Consider the following 17,166-nt stretch of genomic DNA (forward strand, 5'->3'; position numbering starts at 1 on the left):
GCTCGAGGGGCAGCGTCGAGGACGGCGGTCGTCGGGCCGCCGGGCGCGTGCACGACGTGGGACAGGAGACGCGATGGAACGCACGGCAGTGAACCCGGTGACGTGGTCGCAGGAGATGGGCTTCAACCAGGGCGAGATGGTGTCGGGGGAGACGCGAACCCTCTACATCTCCGGGCAGACGGCGACGAGCGCGGATGGTCGCCCCCAGCACGACGGGGATGTCGGCGCCCAGCTCGCACTGGCCGTGGAGAACCTCGAGGCGGTGCTCGCCGGGGCCGGCATGTCCCTCGCGAACCTCGTCCGGCTCAACGTCTACGCGACCGACATCGACGCGCTGCTCCCGCACTACGGCATGCTCGCCGGGAGGCTCGGGGCAGCGGGCGTCGCCCCGACGACGACGATGCTCGGCGTCGACCGGCTCGCGATCCCGGGGCAGGTGGTCGAGCTCGAGGGGACGGCGGTCGCCTAGCGGGGCGCGAGACCCTCGAGGTCCGCGGCCGTGGGCAGGTCGGCGCCGCGGCGGCTCACCGTGATGCCCGAGGCGGCGGCGCTGCGCCGGCCGATCGCCTCGAGGTCGAGCGGCGCGTCGCCCGGCAGTCTGAGCAGCGAGTCGATGAGGGCGGCCATGTAGCTGTCGCCCGCGCCCACGGTGTCGACCACCTCGACCCCGGCCGCCGGGACCCGCACCGACCGCTCCCGGTCGGCGACGATCGCCCCCTCGGCCCCCATCGTCAGCACGACGAGCCGGGGGCCGAGGGCGAGCGTGCGCGCGACGACGTCGTCCCCCGACAGGCCCGGGAAGAGCCACTCGGCGTCCTCGTCGGAGATCTTGACGACGCTCGCGTGCGCGGCGAGCTCGTCGTAGCCGGACTGCACCTGCTCGAGCGGCGGGAGCAGGGCGGCGCGGACGTTCGGGTCGAAGGAGACGAGGGCCCCTGCACTCCGCGCCCGCGCGGCGATCTCCCGGACGCGCGTGGCGCCGGGCTCGACGAACGCGGAGTAGGAGCCGACGTGCACCGCCGCCGGGATCGCGAGATCCGCGACCGGCGGCAGCTCCCAGGCGATGTCGAACTCGTAGGCCGGGACCCCGGCGTCGTCGATCGTGGCGACGGCGGTCGACGTGCGGCCCGGGGTCACCGAGCCCGCGAGCACCTCGACCCCGGAGGAGACGAGGTGGTCCCGCACGAGGGCGCCGTCCTCGTCGTCGCCGATGTGGGTGAGCAGGGCGACGTCGACGCCGAGCCGGGCCAGCCCGACCGCCATGTTCGCGGGGCTGCCGCCGGGCACGCGGCCGCTCGCCCGCGCGGGGCCGCCCTCCTCGTCCGGGAAGACGTCGACGAGAGCCTCGCCGACGACGAGCACGCGGGATGCGCCGGGAGCGTCCGCCGCCGTGCCGCTCATGCGTCGTCCGAGCCGTCGAGCAGCGCCTGGGCCGCCGCGACGACGCCGTCCGCGGCGATCGCCTCGTGGGCGGCGACGAACGCCGCGCGGAAGCGGTCGTCGGCGCCGATCCGGGCGAAGAGGGTCTCGTCGTCGAGGAAGGTCCCGGTGTCCGCCCGAAGGCGGGCGACGGCCTCGTCGAGCCGGCCGCGCTGCCGGTCGGAGACGGCCTCCCGGTGCGTGTCGGTGGCGGACACGGTCGCGAACGCGGCGAGGACGAACGCGGTGGCCCGCACCGGCAGGTCGCGCTCGACGAGGTCCTCGACGACCGGGACGACGAAGGCGAGCACCCGGTCCGAGGCATCCGTGACGATGCGGACGAGGGTGTCGGCGATCGCCTCGTTGCCGAACCGGTCGACGATCGTCGCCCCGTAGTCCGCGAGGTCGATCCCCTCGACCTCGCCCACCGTGGGGGCGGCCTCGTCGGCGATGTAGGCGGCGGCGAGCCGGCCGAGGACCGGATCGGTCACCGCCTCGTGGACGTACGTGTGGCCGGCGAGCAGCCCCGTGTGGCCGAGCAGCTGGTGGGTGGCGTTGAGGATGCGCAGCTTCATCCGCTCGTAGGGGACGACGTCGTCGACGAGCTGGACGCCCACCGACTCCAGGTCGGGACGGCCGTCCGTGAACCGGTCCTCGAGCACCCACTGGACGAACGGCTCACCCACGACGGGCCGGCGGTCCTCGACGCCGAGCTCGTCCCTGACCATCGCCCGGTCGTCGTCCGTGGTCACCGGGGTGATGCGGTCGACCATGCTCGCCGGGAACTCGACGTTCTTCTCGATCCAGTCGGCGAGGTCGCCGCCGCGGGCCCGCGCGTGCCCGAGGACGCTGCGCCGGGCCACGTGCCCGTTGCCCTCGATGTTGTCGCAGCTGACCACCGTGAACGGCGGCGTCCCGCGCTCGCGGCGCACGGCGAGGGCGTCGACGACGTAGTCGAACGCGCTCGGCGTGCCGTCCTCGGCGGGGTGCTCGCCGTAGCCGCCCTCGGTGATCGTCAGGCTGACGATCCGGGTCTCGGGCGCGGCCATGCGCTCGACGACGGCATCCGGCTCGTCGGGCGCGTAGAGCAGCTCGACGATCGAGCCGATCGTGCGCGCCTCGAGCGGCCGGCGCGAGTCGCGCAGGACGAGCGTGTAGCGGAAGTCCTGGGCGGCGAGGTCGTCCCGCATCGCCCTGTCCCCCGGGAACAGGCCGACGCCGCAGATCGCCCAGTCCTCGGCGCCGCCCGCCTCGAGCAGGCGGTCGAGGTACATCGCCTGGTGCGAGCGGTGGAAGTTGCCCACCCCGAAATGGACGATGCCCGTGGTCAGCGCGCCCGTGTCGTACGTCGGTCCCTCGATCTGCGTCATCGCAGCCCCCCGTGGTCGTCGCGGGCCGGGTCCGGCCCGAGGGACACCAGGATGCCAACGCGGCCCCGCGCCCGCCACCCCTGAAGGGTCCGGGCGCGGGCCGCGTCAGCCGTGGATCTTCGGCAGCCAGGCGAGCTGGCCGACCTCGTTGCCGCGGTCGCGGGTGATCATCTGCGCGCGGCCGGGGTTCGTCTTCTTCGCCCGGATGCGCCCGATGACCGGCCCGTCGTCCGGGTTGCCGGACAGCAGGTAGGCGGGGGCCGCGAGGTCGGTCATCGTCTGCATGACCGGCTCGAACATCGCGCGCGACGCACCACCGATCCGGCGCGTGATCACGACGTGCAGGCCGATGTCCTTGGCCTGCGCCATGAGCGGCTGGATCGCGCTCAGCGGGTTGCCGGCGGAGGTGTTCACCAGGTCGTAGTCGTCGACGAGGATGTAGACCTCCGCGCCTGACCACCACGAGCGGCTGCGCAGCTGGTCCGGCGTGACGTCCGGTCCGGGCAGGCGCGACTTGAGGAAGCCGGCGAGCCCCTTGAGCTCGGTCGTCGCCATGTCGTGGGTCGACAGGTAGAGACCGAGGTGCGACTCCGGGAGCTCGCCGAGCAGCGCGCGCCGGAGGTCGACGGCGATGATCTGCGCCTCCTTGGGGCCGTTGAGCCTCGCGACCTCCGAGGCGAAGGCCCGCAGGAACGTCGACTTGCCGGACTTGGAGTCGCCGAGGAGGAACATGAGCGGGTCCGCGGCCGGGTCGAGCACGACCGGCGCGAGCCGGGCCTCGTCGACCCCGAGGAGGATGCCGCCGGCCAGCTCCTCGGGCGTGGCCTGGGCGCGGATCTCGTCGAGGCCGATCTGCTCGGGCAGGAGACGCAGCTTGGGTCCGGGGCGGCCGGTCCAGGCCTCGCCGACCCGTCGCACGAGGTCGTCGACCCCGGCGCCGAGCGTGCCCGAGCTGCCGTCGCCGTCGATGCGGGGCAGCGCCGTGAGGATGTGGTGCTTCGACTTGGCCAGGCCCCGCCCGGGCCGGTTGGGGATGTTCTTCGCCAGCTTGCGGTCCACGTCGGAGTCGAGCGCGTCGCCGAGCCGGAGCTCGAGGCGCGAGCCGATCATGTCCTTGAGCTGCATGCGGAAGTCCATCCACCGGTTCGCGGTGCCGATGAGGTGGAAGCCGAACGTGAGGCCGCGGCCGGCGAGCTGCTGAAGGGGGATCTCCAGGTCGTCGAAGTCCGCCTTGATCGTGGGCCAGCCGTCGACCACGAGGAAGATGTCCCCGTAGCCGTCGTCCACCCGGCCCTCGGCCCGGCGGGTCCGGTACGTCTCGATCGAGTCGATCTTGTTCGCCCGGAAGAACGCCTCGCGCTCGTCGACCAGCTGGCGCATCTCGGCGACGATCCGGCGCACGACGTCCGGCTCGCCGCGCGTGGCCACGCCCGCGACGTGCTCGAGGTCCGTCATCGCGGCGAACGTGCCGCCACCGAAGTCGAGGACGTAGATCTGCGCCTCCTGCGGCGTGCGCGTGAGGGCGAGCGCGGCGACGATCGAGCGCACGGCCGTCGACTTGCCCGTCCGCGGGCCGCCGACGATCGCCATGTGGCCGCCCGCGCCGTCGAGGTTGAAGACGAGGTCCTCGCGGCGCTGCTCGAGGGGCTTGTCGACCACGCCGAGCGGGATCGTCAGCGCGCCGGCGCCTCGCCACCGCGGCGAGTGCAGGCCGAGCTCCGGGGTGACCGTGAGGTCGGGCATGAGCTCGTCGAAGGTCTGCGGCACGTCGAGCGGCGGCAGCCACACGACGTGCGCCGGCGGGCCCTGGCCCTCCATGCGGCTCACGCCGATGTCGAAGGTGGAGGGCTGGTTCTTCCGCTCCTCCTCGGCCTTCTTCTCGGCCTCCTCCGCCTTGCGCTCCTCGATCGCCCGGGTCGCGTCGTCGGCCGCCTCGAGGCGCCGCTGCAGTTCCTCGGGGCTCTCGCCGAGCACGGGCGCCGCGGTGTACGGCGAGATGTCGATGTCGATCTGCTCGACCTGCTGCTCGGCCCCGCCACCCTCGGAGCGCTTGCGGCGGCGCCGCACGGGCGGCGCGCCGGACACGTAGGCGGCGCGGAACCGGATCATCGTCGTCGTGTCCGGCTTGAGGTAGCCCACGCCGGGCATCGGCGGGAGGTCGTAGGCGTCCGCCACGCCGAGGACCGTGCGGGACTCCTGCGCGGAGAACGTGCGCAGACCGATCCGGTAGGACAGGTGCGACTCCAGGCCGCGCAGGCGGCCCTCCTCGAGCCGCTGCGAGGACAGCAGGAGGTGCATCGACAGCGAGCGCCCCAGCCGGCCGATCGCGACGAACAGCTCGGCGAACTCCGGCTTCGCGGTGAGGAGCTCGGAGAACTCGTCGCAGATGATCATCAGCGCGGGCAGGGGCTCGAGGTCGGTGCGGCCGTTCGTCCGCGCCTTCTCGTAGTCCGTGACGTTGGCGAAGTTGCCGGCGGCGCGCAGGAGCTCCTGGCGGCGGACCATCTCGCCGCGCAGGGCGTCCTCCATGCGGTCGACGAGCGTGAGCTCCTCGCCGAGGTTGGTGATGATCGCGGAGACGTGCGGCATGTCCGCCATGCCGGCGAAGGTCGCGCCACCCTTGAAGTCGACGAGGACGAGGTTGAGCGCCTCGGAGCTGTGGGTCATCGTCAGCGCGAGCACCAGGGTGCGGAGCACCTCGGACTTGCCCGAGCCGGTGGCGCCGATGATGAGGCCGTGCGGCCCCATGCCCTGCTGCGCGGACTCCTTGATGTCGAGCTGGACCACGCGGCCCTCGGGGGTCAGCCCGATCGGCACGCGGAGCCGGTCGCGGGGCAGGCGCGGTCGCCAAGCCTGGCTGACGTCGAAGTCCCGCACGTCGCCGAGGCCGAGGAGGTCCGTCAGCTCGGCGGAGACCTCCGCGGGCGCCTCGCCGGACTCGCCGGAGTCGTCGGCGACCTGGCCGGAGCGGATGGAGGCGAGGCGGGCGGTGAGTCGGCGCGCGGCCGCCTCGGACTCGGCGACGCTCAGCTGGTCGGCGACACCGATCTGCGGCTCCGCCCCCACCTGGAGGATCTCGACCGGCGTGGCGCCGGTCAGGGGACCCTCGTCGACCTCGTCGTGCAGCAGCAGCCGCAGCGTCGAGGGGGAGACGAGCGCCTCCCATGTCTCGGGCAGGTCGACGACGGTCACGCCCATGACGCCGTCGGGCGTGAGCACCGGGTTGACGGCGGGGACGTCACCCCCGTCGACGACGACGAGCACGTGCGGCAGCTCCGGGTCGCCGCCCGAGAGGCCGAACCGGGGCCGCTCCGCGATGCCGGCGGGCAGGAGGTCGGCGAGGTGGGCGAGCGAGGTCGTCAGCATGCGGGCGGGGCCCACGGCGTCGTTGACCCGCGGGGACAGGGCGTGCGGGAGCCACTTGATCCACTCCCACTCGGGCAGCGCGTCCTCCGACGCGATGACCGCGATCTTCAGGTCCTCGGGCGAGACGAAGGTGGCCAGGTGGGTGATGACGCCGCGGGCGAGCGCGCGGGCGGAGTCCTCGGAGCCGGCGACCTCGATCCGGGCGAACGCCTGGAGGTCCATGCCGAGCGGGAGGCCGCTGACCTCGCGGTGGGTGACGAGGAACCGGTGCGCGGCGGAGGCCGTGACGGGGTCGAGCTGGGCGAGCGTGGGGATCTCGGGAGACTTGAGGTCGAGCGACAGCGGCTGGGTGGCCGACCCGATGCGGGTGAGCAGGAAGTCCTCGTCCTCGGAACTGCGCTCCCACGTGCGGGAGCCCTCCTCGCCCAGGGCCGCGAGCGACCGGGGGTCGGGCATCCGCCAGGCCGAGTAGTCGAGCTGCATCTTCGCGGCGGTACGGACCTTCTTGCGCAGGTCCGTGAGGTAGGCGAGGTACTCCCGGCGGGAGTCCATCACCGCCTTCTTGTGCTGGTTGCGCTGGCGGATGATGTTCATCGCCACCATGAGCACCATGGCGGACATCATCGCGGCGCCCATGAGGACCATCCGCTGGTTGCCGGAGCCGCCCCCGAACATCATCACGCCCATCATGCCCATCGAACCGATCATGGGCACGACCATCATGAGGATGTTCTGCAGGCCCTCGGGCTCGGGGAGCTCGGGCGGGACCTGCAGCGTCTCCTCGCTCTGCGGCGGGGGCGGCGGCGCCTTGGTGGACGGACGGACCACGGACTTCCTCCACGTCGATCGCCGGGACCAGGTGCCTACCTCCCCCGGGGCTGGACCGCGGCGCCGCCGGCCGGTGGGCCGGCGTGCGCGCGACCGGACGGAACGTCCGGAGCCGCCCCTAATATAGGGTCCGGGGCGGCACGGGGCAGCCCTGATCAGGTGCCACGGCCGCCGAGATCGTGCCCGCCGGACGGGGGAGGGGAACGGATGACCACGACGGCCGAGCCGCGCGTGCACGCCACCGTGGTCCTCGGACCCGTCGTGCGCGACGTCGCCGTCCCCGACGGCGCCACCGTGGCCGACGTCCTGCGCCGCCTCCGGGTCGACGCGCGGTCGCGCTCCGTCCTCGTCACCGACTCCTCCGGCTGGCGGGTCGCCGCCGACGACGTCATCGGGATCGACGTGCCCGACGGTGTCCTGCTCACCGTCACCCGCGGGTCCGCCGGCGCGTCGATCGAGTCGGACGAGCTGGGTCGCGCCCGGGTGCTGCCCGCCGGCGCCGACTCGTTCGCGGTCGCCGGAGCGGGCCTGGTCCTCGTCGTCGGGGGCGTCCTGCTGCTCGCGGGCACCGCGTGGTGGGGGATGACCGACCCGCTGCCCGCCTGGTGGCGCGGGACGGTGGTCGCCCTGCTCGCCCTCGCCGCGCTCGGGCTGGCGCTGCGGCGCGGGCGCGAGGGGGTCGTGCTGCTCGACATCGCGGCGCTCTCGCTCGTGTCGGTCGCCGCCGGCGTCCTCGTCGTCCCCGCGGACGGGCCCGCCCAGCTGCGGCTCGCGCTCGTCGTCGCCCCCGCCGTGGCGGGAGCCGCCCTCGCGCTGCGCGCCGGCGCGGCCGAGCGGAGACGGGACCGCACCGCCTCGGCCGCTGCCCTCGTCGCCACCGTGTGGCTCGGCGCCGCGATCGCCGCGCTCGCCACCCTCGAGATCGACACCGGCATGTCGGTCGTCGGCGCCCTCGTCGTCGGCGCCGTCCCCCCGCTGCTGCTGGCGATGCCCGACCTCGCGATCGACGTCCCCGACGACCAGCTGCTCGACCTCGAGCACGTCTCCCGCGACGCCACCGGTGTCCGCCAGGCCGCGCCGAAGGCGCCCGCGGAGGTGACGGCGCCCCGCGTGCGCCGGGTCGTCACGACCGCGCGGCTGCGGCAGGACCTCGTCGTCGTGCTCATGTCGTTGCTCGCCGCGATGCTCGCGCCGTCCGTGCTCGCGATCGTCCCGGTCGGCGGGATCCGCGGGTGGGCGGCGCTCGTCACCGTGGTGCTGCTCGTGCTCGCGCTGCTGCTCGTCCCGCGCGGGGCCCGGGCCCGCACCGTGCGCGTGCTGCCGCGCGTGGCCGCGTTCGTCGTCATCGGCCAGATCGCGTGGGCGGCCGTGGTCGGCGGGCGTGCGGAGGCGCTGACGGTCGGGATCGTCGCCGTCGTCGCGGCGCTCGTCATCGCCGGGCTCGCGATCGCCGTGGCGCGCGGCCTCAGCAACGTCGCGCTCGCGCGCCTCGGGGACATCGTCCAGGGGTTCGCCACGCATCTCGCCCTGCCGGCCGGAGCCGTGGCCGCGGGCGCCATCCACTGGGTGAGGCAGGTGGGACTGTGACCGAGGGCAACGACCCCCGACCGCGCCGGCGCGACCGCCGGGAGCAGGGCCGGCCGGAGTCGCCGACGCCGGGAGGGACACCCCCGTCCGACGACGCCGCGCCGCCCGCCCAGGGGGTGCCCGGTCAGGGCGAGAGGGGCGCCCGAGGTGGGGCGCGCCCGGCCGGTGGGTCCCGGCCCGCGGGTGGTTCGCGACCCGCGGACAGCGCTCCGCGTCCCGATGGTGGCTCACGTCCCGCGGCCCAGGCCGGTTCACGCTCGGCAGGTGGCTCGCGCCCGGCGCCCGGGGGCGGATCCCGGCCGGCGGCCCAGGCCGGTTCACGCTCGGCAGGTGGCTCGCGCCCGGCGCCCGGCGGTTCTCGACCCGCCGGTGGGTCTCGGCCCGCGGCGGGCTCGCGCTCCGCGGGCGGCCCAGGACCGGCGCCCGCGGGTGGTTCGGGGCCCGCGCCGACCGGTGGGTCGCGCCCGGCGCCTGGTGGGCATGACGGGACCGGCGCGACCGGACCGATCGTCGGTGGGGGAGGCCGCCGGCGCGGTCCGCGCAGCGGCTCACCGCTGGCCGGCGGATCCACGCCGGTCGGCGAGGGGACGAGCACGCCCGGCGCACCCGGTCAGGGATCGTCCGCCGCGACGGGCACCGTGGGCCGCACCTCGGGCGACCGCGCGCGTGCCGGCCTCCCGCCCGCACGGCCCCACGGCGCTCCGGCCGACCCCGGGTCCGCCCGGTCCGAGGCGGCGCCTCCCGGCACACCCGACCCGAGCTCGCGCACCGAGGACCCGTACCGCGACCGGCAGACGCTGCGCGTCCAGCCGCGCGCCGGGGCTCCCGCCGCCGCTCCCGACGGTCCGCGCGCCGGTCTGCCGGCTCCGGGTGCGAGTCGTCCGACGCCGGAAGCGTCCACGGCCCCACCGCCGCGCCAGGCCGGCGGATCGGCGCCCGTCGCCGGCTCGGCCCCGGCACCGTCCGGAGCCTCGGCACCGGAGGCGTCCACGGCCCCACCGCCGCGCCGGGCCGGGGGATCGGCGCCCGTCGCCGGCTCGGCCCCGGCACCGTCCGGAGCCTCGGCACCGGAGGCCGGGCACACCGACTGGGACGCGCGCTTCGGCCCGAACGCGGTCCTCCCCTCGGCCCCGTCCGGCCCCGACGCGGCCCCCGCACCGGACGGCCGTGCGTACCAGCCGCCGCGCGGGGCGGGCAGCCGGCCCGCCGGACCGCCGCCGGCGACGCCCGCCGGTGGCGCGCGGGCGCCCGAGCGACCCGCCGACCGCGGCCCTGGAGCGCAGGGGCAGCCGTGGCAGCAGCCCTCGGCGCCGTCCGCGGGCTCGTCCGCCGTCGCGTCGTCCGGGGCTCCGTCCGCGCCCGTGGCCCAGTCGCCGGCTCGTGGCGGCGGTCCGCGGCCCGCGGGGTCACGACCGATGGACGGGGTGCCCGCGCAGGGGCGGCGCGAGCAGCCGCGCGGCCGCGGCCGCACGGACGACGAGGCAGCGAGGTCCGGTCACCTCACCGCGCCGACCGGGGCCGACCCGGGCCGGTTCCCGGACGGCCGCCCGACCACGAGCTCGCTGCTCCAGCTCGCGTCGTACGTCATCACGCTGATCGTCGTCGTCGGACCGGGTGTCGGCGTCTGGTTCCTCACCGAGTCGATCGTGCTCACCGTCATCACGGTGGTCGAGCTCGCGGCCCTGCTCGTCCTGCTCCGCGCGCGGACCGGCGTGACGCCCGGTGGGCTCGTGCTGGGGCTCCGGGCGGCCCGACGCACCAACCACCTCGCCCCGGGCCTGTCCCGCGAGGCCGCGCGCTCCGGCATCCTCGGCGGTTCGCACGTCACCGTCGTCGGTGGCCTCGTGCTCTCGTTGTCCGGCCTGTTCGACCCGCAGAAGCGGGGCCGGGCCTGGCACGACCGGGTCGGACGCACGCGGGTCCTGCCCGCGCGGCGGATCGCGAAGGAGCTCGCCACGGAGCCCGACGGCGGCCGGCGCGTGCGCGCGACGATGGCGCCGCTGCCCGCCGACCGCATCGATCTCGGTCGCCAGGTCACCCGGCTCGGCGACGACCCGCGGCACGGGTCCGGCACCCGACGGGACTGAGCGGGAGTCGGGACCGAACGGGCGCCGGCGGTGTGCGGACGGCTCACCCGTGACGGCGCGGACAGCGAGCGGCCCCGCCGACCGTTCGGTCGGCGGGGCCGCTCGCTCGCGGATCAGGAGCGGGTGGTCACCACTCGTCCGTCCTCTGGTCGTCGCCCTTGCGCAGCTCGTCGGGCGCGGGTCGGCTGTCGGTCCGGTCGCCGCCGTACGCACCCGCGGGGCGTGCGATGACCGTCGGCCGCTGCGGCTCCTCCTGCGGTGTCGCCTCCAGCTCCTCGGCCGGGTCCTCCCCGTCCTTGCGCTTCTTCCGCTTCCCTGATCCGCGGCCGCCGGCCATGCCACCCATCGGCATGCCGCCCATCATCGGTCCCCGGCCGCCTGCTCCGGCGCCCGTCGAGCTCGAGGATCCGGACGAACCGCCGGGGCCGGCCCCGACGACGCCGGTACCCGTGCCGGTCCCTGAACCTGCAGGTCCGGCCAGCGTCCGTGGCTGAGGCGGGGTCGTGCCCCCGGACCGACCGCCCCCTGCACCCGGGGCGCCCGCGACGCCGCCGATCGGCGCGACAGCACCGCCGCCCGGACCGCCGGAACCGGCGACACCGCCCGGAGCGACGCCGACGGAGCCGCCACCCCCGGGTCCACCGGCGCCGGGTGCGCCGGGTCCACCGGCGCCAGGTGCTCCGGTGCCCGGTCCGCCGGCGACGGGCGGTGCCGTCGTGCCGGGAGCTCCGGCGCCAGGACCACCGGTCCCCGGGCCGCCGGAGCCAGGACCGCCGGCACCCGGCGGCGGGGCCGCGTCGACGGAGGGATCGCGAAGGAACGGACCGTCGGCCTCGGGGATCTGGGTGTCCGGCGGACCCCAGCTCGGGCCGCCCGGCCGCGGGAAGGTGTCGCGCGGTTGGTCCCCGAAGAGGATCGGCGCCCCGTGGCCGGGCAGGTCCCGCTCGGGGATCTGGGTGTCTGGAGTACGTCCCGGCCGTGGAGTCGCGATGATCCGGTGCATCTCGGGCTCCGGCGGGAGCGAGCGGTACGCCGGCACGCCAGTCACCTCGGGCGGCGGTGTCCGCTGGGCGATCGCCATGCCCTCCTCCGGGGGCGGGGGGATGACCGACGGGCCGTTGGCCGTGCGGGCGCGCGCGAGTCCGCCCGCGTCCTCGCGCCACGGTTCCCCGCCGGCGGTGATCTCGGGCATCATCTCGACGGCTTCCTGGACTGTGTCCTCGAGGTCCCACAGGGAGTTGCTCGCGTGGGCGTTGTACCGGAAGGTGTCGAACTCGTCGTAGTTGCCGCTCGCGCGATCCTGCTCGTACCTCTGGATCGTGTCCTCGTAGGTCCGCATGGCCGTGTCGGCGCCGCTGCGCGCGTGCTCGACCGCGGAGCTGACCTCCCAGACCTCGCCCGAGCGGTGCCTCGCCCAGCGCTCGACGCGTGAGAAGACCTCGACCGCGTTCTCACCAGCCTCGCCGGTGATGCCGAGCTCGCCCTGGGAGCTCCGGAGCTCGTCGGCCACCCGGGCGAGCTCCTGGGCGATGCCGTCGAGCCCCTCGGAGAGCTCGAGGGTGGCCGGCTCCTGGAAGGTCTCGATCCGCCGCATGTTCTCGGTGAGGACCGTGGGGATGTTGTCGTCGTTCGTCATGCTGCGTCCTTTCCTCGTCAGGCCTCGACGGCGGCCGGCGTGCGGGGCAGGTCGAGCCCCTCGAGCTGGGAGCGGGTCGACGCGAGGAGGGTGGAGACCTCCTCGTCGACGTCCTCGATGCGCGCCGCCGACTCGGTCAGCGACTGAGCGAGCTCATCGAGCTGCGACAGCAGGATCGACATGCTGCCGTTGATGTCGTTGAGCTCCTGCACCACGGCGAACCGCATGCGCGTGGGGCCGGGGAGCTCACCCCAGCTTGTCTCCTGGTGCCCGATCTCGTCGCTGACGCGCTGCTTGAGCCCCGCGATGTCGTCGACGGTGCTCGCGAGCAGGCGCACCCGGGCCTCGAGCACGTCCGGATTCAGCTCCACCTCGTTCATCTCGTCCCCCCTCGGGATCATGGAGCGCCCGTCCGGCTACTACGGCGATGCGCCCCGATTCTTGGTCGTCACTTCTGTCGTCGTCTCACCACTCGTCGGACTCGTCGGGAGTCCTCAGCCGGGGCGCCGGGCGGGACTCGCCGCGGCGCCCTCCTCGGTCGGCGAGACCGCGAGCGGGTCGCTCGTCGGTCTCGATCTGGTCGACGAGGTCCATGTGCTCGGCCTCGTTCGCCTGGTCCTTCGAGCGACGGCCGCCACCACGGCCACCGGCGCCTGCCATGACCCCGGGGCCGGCGACCCCGGCCCGGCCGGCACCTCCGCCGCTTCCGGCACGTCCGGCGCTTCCCGCGCGCCCGGCACCCGCGCCGCCCGAACGGCCGCCGGTGCCGCGACCCGCAGCGCCTGCTGCGCCGGCCCCACCCATGAGGGGACCGGCCATGCCCGCGCGGCCCGCCGCGCCCGCGCCGGCTCGACCGGCGCTGCCGCTGCCGGCGCCCGGTCGACCGGCTGCGCCGGAGCGTCCTGCGTCGGGTCCGGCCGCGCGTGCGGCGCCGGTGCGTCCGGAGACGCCCGGGCGGGCCGCCCCGCGGCCGTTGGCGCCTCGTCCGCTCGAGCCGCCGGCGCCACCCATGAGCGGCGCGGCCATGCCGGCGCGGCCCGCGGTGCCTGCGCGCCCGGCACCGGCGCGACCGGCACCCGCCCGGCCGGAACCTGCCCGGCCGCCACCACGGCCACCGGCGCCCGCGCCGGCCCCGCCCATCATGGGGCCGACCATGCCAGGGCGCCCCGCGGCGCCCGGACGAGCTCCGACGCCCCCGCGCGCACCCGGTCCGCCTCGAGCGGCGGCGCCTCCGGCGCCACCCATCATGGGGCCGATCATCCCGGGGGACCCGCCGGCGCCGGGTGCGCCCGGGAGAGCCCCGGGACCGCCGACGCCGACGCCGCCACCGGGGGCGCCCGGAAGTGCACCGGGTCCACCGATGCCGGGGCCTGCGCCCGGGGCGCCGGGAAGTGTGCCTGGTCCGCCCAGGCCCGGACCTGCGCCGGGGCCGCCGGGCAGCGTCGGGAGCTGCGAGTCGACCGACGGTGGTGGGCCCGGGTCGGGGATCGGGGGCAGCGGCGGCCGGTAGAAGTCCGGCCGTCGAGGCGGTTCGTTCCCCGGCGGGCCCGTGCGGTCGGGCGGACCCGGGTACTCGGGAGGCTGGGGCCGCGGGTAGCGGTCGTCCGGCGGAACCGGGCGCTCGGGACGCTCGGGCGGGTCCGGCCACGGGTAGCGGTCGTCCGGCGGAACCGGGCGCTCGGGACGCTCGGGCGGGTCCGGCCACGGGTAGCGGTCGTCCGGCGGCCCGGGTGGGTCGACGTCCGGGTCGCGGTAGTACGGCGGCTCGGGAGGCTGGGGCGGGTTGAACGGAAGAGGCGGGACGCCGGGACCGCCAGGCCCGCCGGGGGGCGGCACGACGTGCGACCCACCGCCACCACCGCCACCGGGCGGCAGTCCGCCGCCGCCACCCGGAGGGAGCCCGCCGCCACCGCCGGGAGGGAGCCCGCCGCCGCCGGGCGGCTCCTCGCCGCTCGCACCGGGGATCTCGCCGCTCGGGTCGGCGATGTCCGGAAGCATGGCGATCGCGTCCTCGACCTGATAGTCGAGCGACTCGATGGCCTCGCCGGCGGCGAGGTTGTACTCCTGCACACGCGAGTCGTCCCAGTTGTCGCCCTCGTGAGCGGCCGTGTAGCTCTCGTTGAGGTCGAAGTAGTAGGTCTGCGTGGAGCTGCCGGCCCCGCGCGCGTAGTCCACGGCGGCGGCGACCTGGTCGACCTCGTCGGCCCTGTGCTCGGCCCAGCGCTGGACCCGACCGAACGCCAGCACGGCCTCGTCGCCGGCCTGGCCCTCGATCCCGAGGTTCCCGGACGCAGCGCCGAGGTCCTCCGCCAGCGTGCGGAGGCGCGACGCCAGGCCGGTGAGGTTCGTGGAGTAGCTGTCGATCGGGTTCGTCTGGAACGGGCCGATCCTGCGCAGGGTCTCGGTCAGGGTCGTCGGTTCGTCACTCATCGGAAGGTCCTGTGTCCTCTCCCCGCGCGCGGACGCGTCGGTCGTCCTAGCGGTCGTTGAAGTTGCCGAGCTCCATGTCGCTGAGTCGCTCCCGGGTCTTCTCCAGCAGGTCGGTCGTCTCCTCGTCGACCCCCTGGATGAGTGCCGCGGAGTCCTCGAGGGCGCGGGAGAGCCCGTCGAGCTCGAACAGCAGCGCCGTCATCGCGTCCCCGAGCTCATACATCCGCTCCGAGACCTGGTCGCTGATCCGATTGATCGTCGAGAGGTCGGACCAGCCGGGCTTGTGGTCGTAGCGACCGCTCCACGCCTCGGTGCGGATCTCCTGGACCTCCTCGACGGTGGTCGAGAGCAGCCGGACCCGCGCCGCCAGCACCTCGGGCTGGAGCTCGATCGCCATCGTCGTTCCTCTCGCGGATCAGCGGGACGGGATCGGTCGGGAGCAGCGCACCGTGCGGGGTGCGCCGCTCCCGGACCACTCACCAGTCGTCGTTCTCGGTCTCGGTCGCGATCGTCGGCGCCGAGCGGGAGTCGGTGCGCGAGCCCTTGGCAGCACCCGCGGCGGTCGTGGGCGCCTTCTCGGTCTCGAGCTGCTCGACGAGGTCCATGTGCTCGACCTCCCCCTGCTTGCGCTCCTTGTCCTTCCCGGCCGGGCGGCCGGCCATCATGCCGCCCATGGGGCCGCGCGCCGAGCCGCCGGCGGCACCGCCGCGAGCGGCGGTCGCACCCGACCGGCCGACGGCGGGCGACGCCGGACGGACACCGCCGCGACCAGCGGCCCCCGCGCCGGCCCGACCGGCCGCGCCCGTCGAACCCGCACCGGCCGGGGAGCCGAGGGTGCCGGGACGAGCCGCCCCGCGAGCACCGTTCGCCGCGCCGCCGCGACCGGCGGCGCCGGGAGCTCCGACCGCTCCGGGACGTCCGGACGTGCCTGCACCGGGGCGCCCGGCCGCGGCAGCACCGCGTCCGGCTGCGCCGGCTCCCGCTCCGGGACGGCCCGCCGCACCCGTACCGGGACGGCCGACCGCGCCTGCACCGCGTCCTGCGGCGCCCGCACCGGCGGCTCCGGGCCGACCTGCGGCGCCGGGGCGGCCTGCCGCACCTGCTCCACGCGCGGGGGCTCCGGCCACGCCGGGCCGGGCCGCACCGCGTGATCCACCGGCCGGGGCTCCGGCCATGCCGGCGCGTCCAGGCGTGCCCGCGGCACCGCCGCGCGCGCCGGTGGCGCCGCGTCCGGCCACGGCTCCGCCGCGGCCCGCGGGCGGCATGCCCGCACCCGCGCCGGGACGACCCGGTGCGCCGGGCAGCCCGCGACCGCCGGCGCCGCCCCCGATGGGGCGAGCGGCGCCGCCGGGGCGGCCCGCACCGGGGCCACCGATGGTGTGGATCGGCGGGCGTCCGGGCGTGGCTCCACCGCCGGGCGGACGGCCGCCGAGGCCGGGACCGGGGATGCCCGGGGCGATCGGCGGAGGGACGGGCATGCCGCCACCACCGGGCGGCGGGACCGGCGCCGGGCCGGGCATGATCGGGTTCGGGGTCGGCGTCGGCGGGGCCGGCAGCGTCGGGACCGTAGGCATCGGCGCGTCGATGTTCGGCGGCGGCGCCGGCGGGTCGACCGGGAGCCCCGGGGGCGGGAGGACGACCGGCGGCTCCCAGGGGTCCTGCGGCGGGACGGTCGGCGGCAGGTCGGGAGGCGTGGGACGAATGACGCCGGGCGGCGGCTGAGGGTTCGTCCCCGGAGGCTCGGGCAGGTCGGGAGCGGGCGGGGTCGGGGTGATGACGCCGACCCGCGGCCCCTCCGGCCCGCTCGGCGGCGGGGGAGAGGTCGGGACCGTCCCGCTGCCACCTCCCCCCGGCAGCGGCGCGCCCGAGCGGGTGTGGTCCGTGCCGCCGCGGTCCGGGGTGTAGTGCCGGTCCTTGAACGGGGAGCCGGTCGCCGGCGTGATCTCGGGGATCATGTCGATCGCGTCCTCGACGCGGTAGTCGAGCGACTCGATGGTCTCGCCGGCCGGCAGGTCGTAGCGCTGGATGAGCTCGCGCTGCTCGTCGTCCGTCATCTCGTCCCAGCGCTCCCGCGCGGAGTCGTTGGACCAGTCGCCGCTCTCCATCCGGTACGTCGAGTGCGCCTCGTCGCCGGCCGTCCGCGCCTCGCGGACCGCGTTGCCGATCTCCTCGGCCTCGGCGGCCCGGTGCCGGGCCCACGCCTCGAGGTCGGAGAATCCGGCGCCGGCGGCGTCGCCCGTCTCTCCCTCGATGCCGAGCTCCGCACGCCGGGTGCGCATCTCGTACGCGAGGTCGTCGAGCCGGTCGGCGTAGCCGGTGAAGTTGGTCTCGATGCCCTGGAGGCCGCTCTTCTCGAGCCCCTGGATCCGCGCGAGGGTCTCGGTGAGCGTGGTCGGCTGGGTCTTGTGGTACGTCATCTCGTCAGCTCTCGATCGTCCTGGCT

Annotated in this window: 11 protein-coding genes; 3 read left to right on the forward strand and 8 right to left on the reverse strand. The window is 75.9% G+C overall.

The annotated features are described in order from the left end of the window. Positions 1-73 precede the first annotated feature (73 nt). Positions 74-469 (forward strand): RidA family protein, encoded by a 396-nt coding sequence (locus tag AC24FB_RS10730; RefSeq protein WP_425713627.1) that lies wholly within the window; start codon positions 74-76, stop codon positions 467-469. Here AC24FB_RS10730 and AC24FB_RS10735 read toward each other — a convergent pair. The 3 genes from AC24FB_RS10735 to eccCa all read right to left on the reverse strand — a co-directional run bounded on the left by AC24FB_RS10735 (position 466) and on the right by eccCa (position 6,983). After that, positions 466-1,401 (reverse strand): carbohydrate kinase family protein, encoded by a 936-nt coding sequence (locus tag AC24FB_RS10735; protein ID WP_425713626.1) that lies wholly within the window; start codon positions 1,399-1,401, stop codon positions 466-468. The genes AC24FB_RS10730 and AC24FB_RS10735 overlap by 4 nt on opposite strands. Beyond that, the gene (locus tag AC24FB_RS10740; protein ID WP_425713625.1) at positions 1,398-2,789 is read right to left on the reverse strand and encodes a mannitol dehydrogenase family protein; all 1,392 of its coding nucleotides are present in this window, start codon (positions 2,787-2,789) and stop codon (positions 1,398-1,400) included. Before AC24FB_RS10740 ends, AC24FB_RS10735 begins: the two co-directional genes overlap by 4 nt. A gap of 105 nt (positions 2,790-2,894) precedes the next feature. Next, positions 2,895-6,983: a type VII secretion protein EccCa gene (eccCa, locus tag AC24FB_RS10745; protein WP_425713624.1), complete on the reverse strand. Its 4,089-nt coding sequence runs from the start codon at positions 6,981-6,983 to the stop codon at positions 2,895-2,897. 207 nt (positions 6,984-7,190) lie between these two features. On the opposite strand from eccCa, the gene AC24FB_RS10750 reads away from it, so the two are divergent. Next, positions 7,191-8,570 (forward strand): hypothetical protein, encoded by a 1,380-nt coding sequence (locus tag AC24FB_RS10750; protein ID WP_425713623.1) that lies wholly within the window; start codon positions 7,191-7,193, stop codon positions 8,568-8,570. A gap of 1,415 nt (positions 8,571-9,985) precedes the next feature. Continuing rightward, positions 9,986-10,657 (forward strand): RDD family protein, encoded by a 672-nt coding sequence (locus AC24FB_RS10755; RefSeq protein WP_425713622.1) that lies wholly within the window; start codon positions 9,986-9,988, stop codon positions 10,655-10,657. Positions 10,658-10,784: 127 nt separating this feature from the next. Here AC24FB_RS10755 and AC24FB_RS10760 read toward each other — a convergent pair whose 3' ends face one another. The 5 genes from AC24FB_RS10760 to AC24FB_RS10780 all read right to left on the reverse strand — a co-directional run bounded on the left by AC24FB_RS10760 (position 10,785) and on the right by AC24FB_RS10780 (position 17,140). Then, on the reverse strand, positions 10,785-12,293 hold the full coding sequence (locus AC24FB_RS10760) for a hypothetical protein (RefSeq protein WP_425713621.1): 1,509 nt from the start codon (positions 12,291-12,293) through the stop codon (positions 10,785-10,787). A 17-nt stretch (positions 12,294-12,310) separates the two neighbouring features. Further along, positions 12,311-12,673, reverse strand: coding sequence for a WXG100 family type VII secretion target (locus AC24FB_RS10765; protein ID WP_425713620.1), 363 nt, complete (start codon positions 12,671-12,673; stop codon positions 12,311-12,313). Between the two features lie 85 nt (positions 12,674-12,758). Beyond that, positions 12,759-14,723 carry a hypothetical protein gene (locus tag AC24FB_RS10770; RefSeq protein ID WP_425713619.1) on the reverse strand — a complete coding sequence of 655 codons (1,965 nt, stop codon included), beginning with the start codon at positions 14,721-14,723 and terminating at the stop codon, positions 12,759-12,761. A gap of 46 nt (positions 14,724-14,769) precedes the next feature. Beyond that, positions 14,770-15,120, reverse strand: coding sequence for a hypothetical protein (locus AC24FB_RS10775; protein ID WP_425713618.1), 351 nt, complete (start codon positions 15,118-15,120; stop codon positions 14,770-14,772). A gap of 79 nt (positions 15,121-15,199) precedes the next feature. Next, positions 15,200-17,140, reverse strand: coding sequence for a hypothetical protein (locus AC24FB_RS10780; protein WP_425713617.1), 1,941 nt, complete (start codon positions 17,138-17,140; stop codon positions 15,200-15,202). Positions 17,141-17,166 lie beyond the last annotated feature (26 nt).

The organism is Georgenia sp. Z1344, assembly GCF_057652375.1.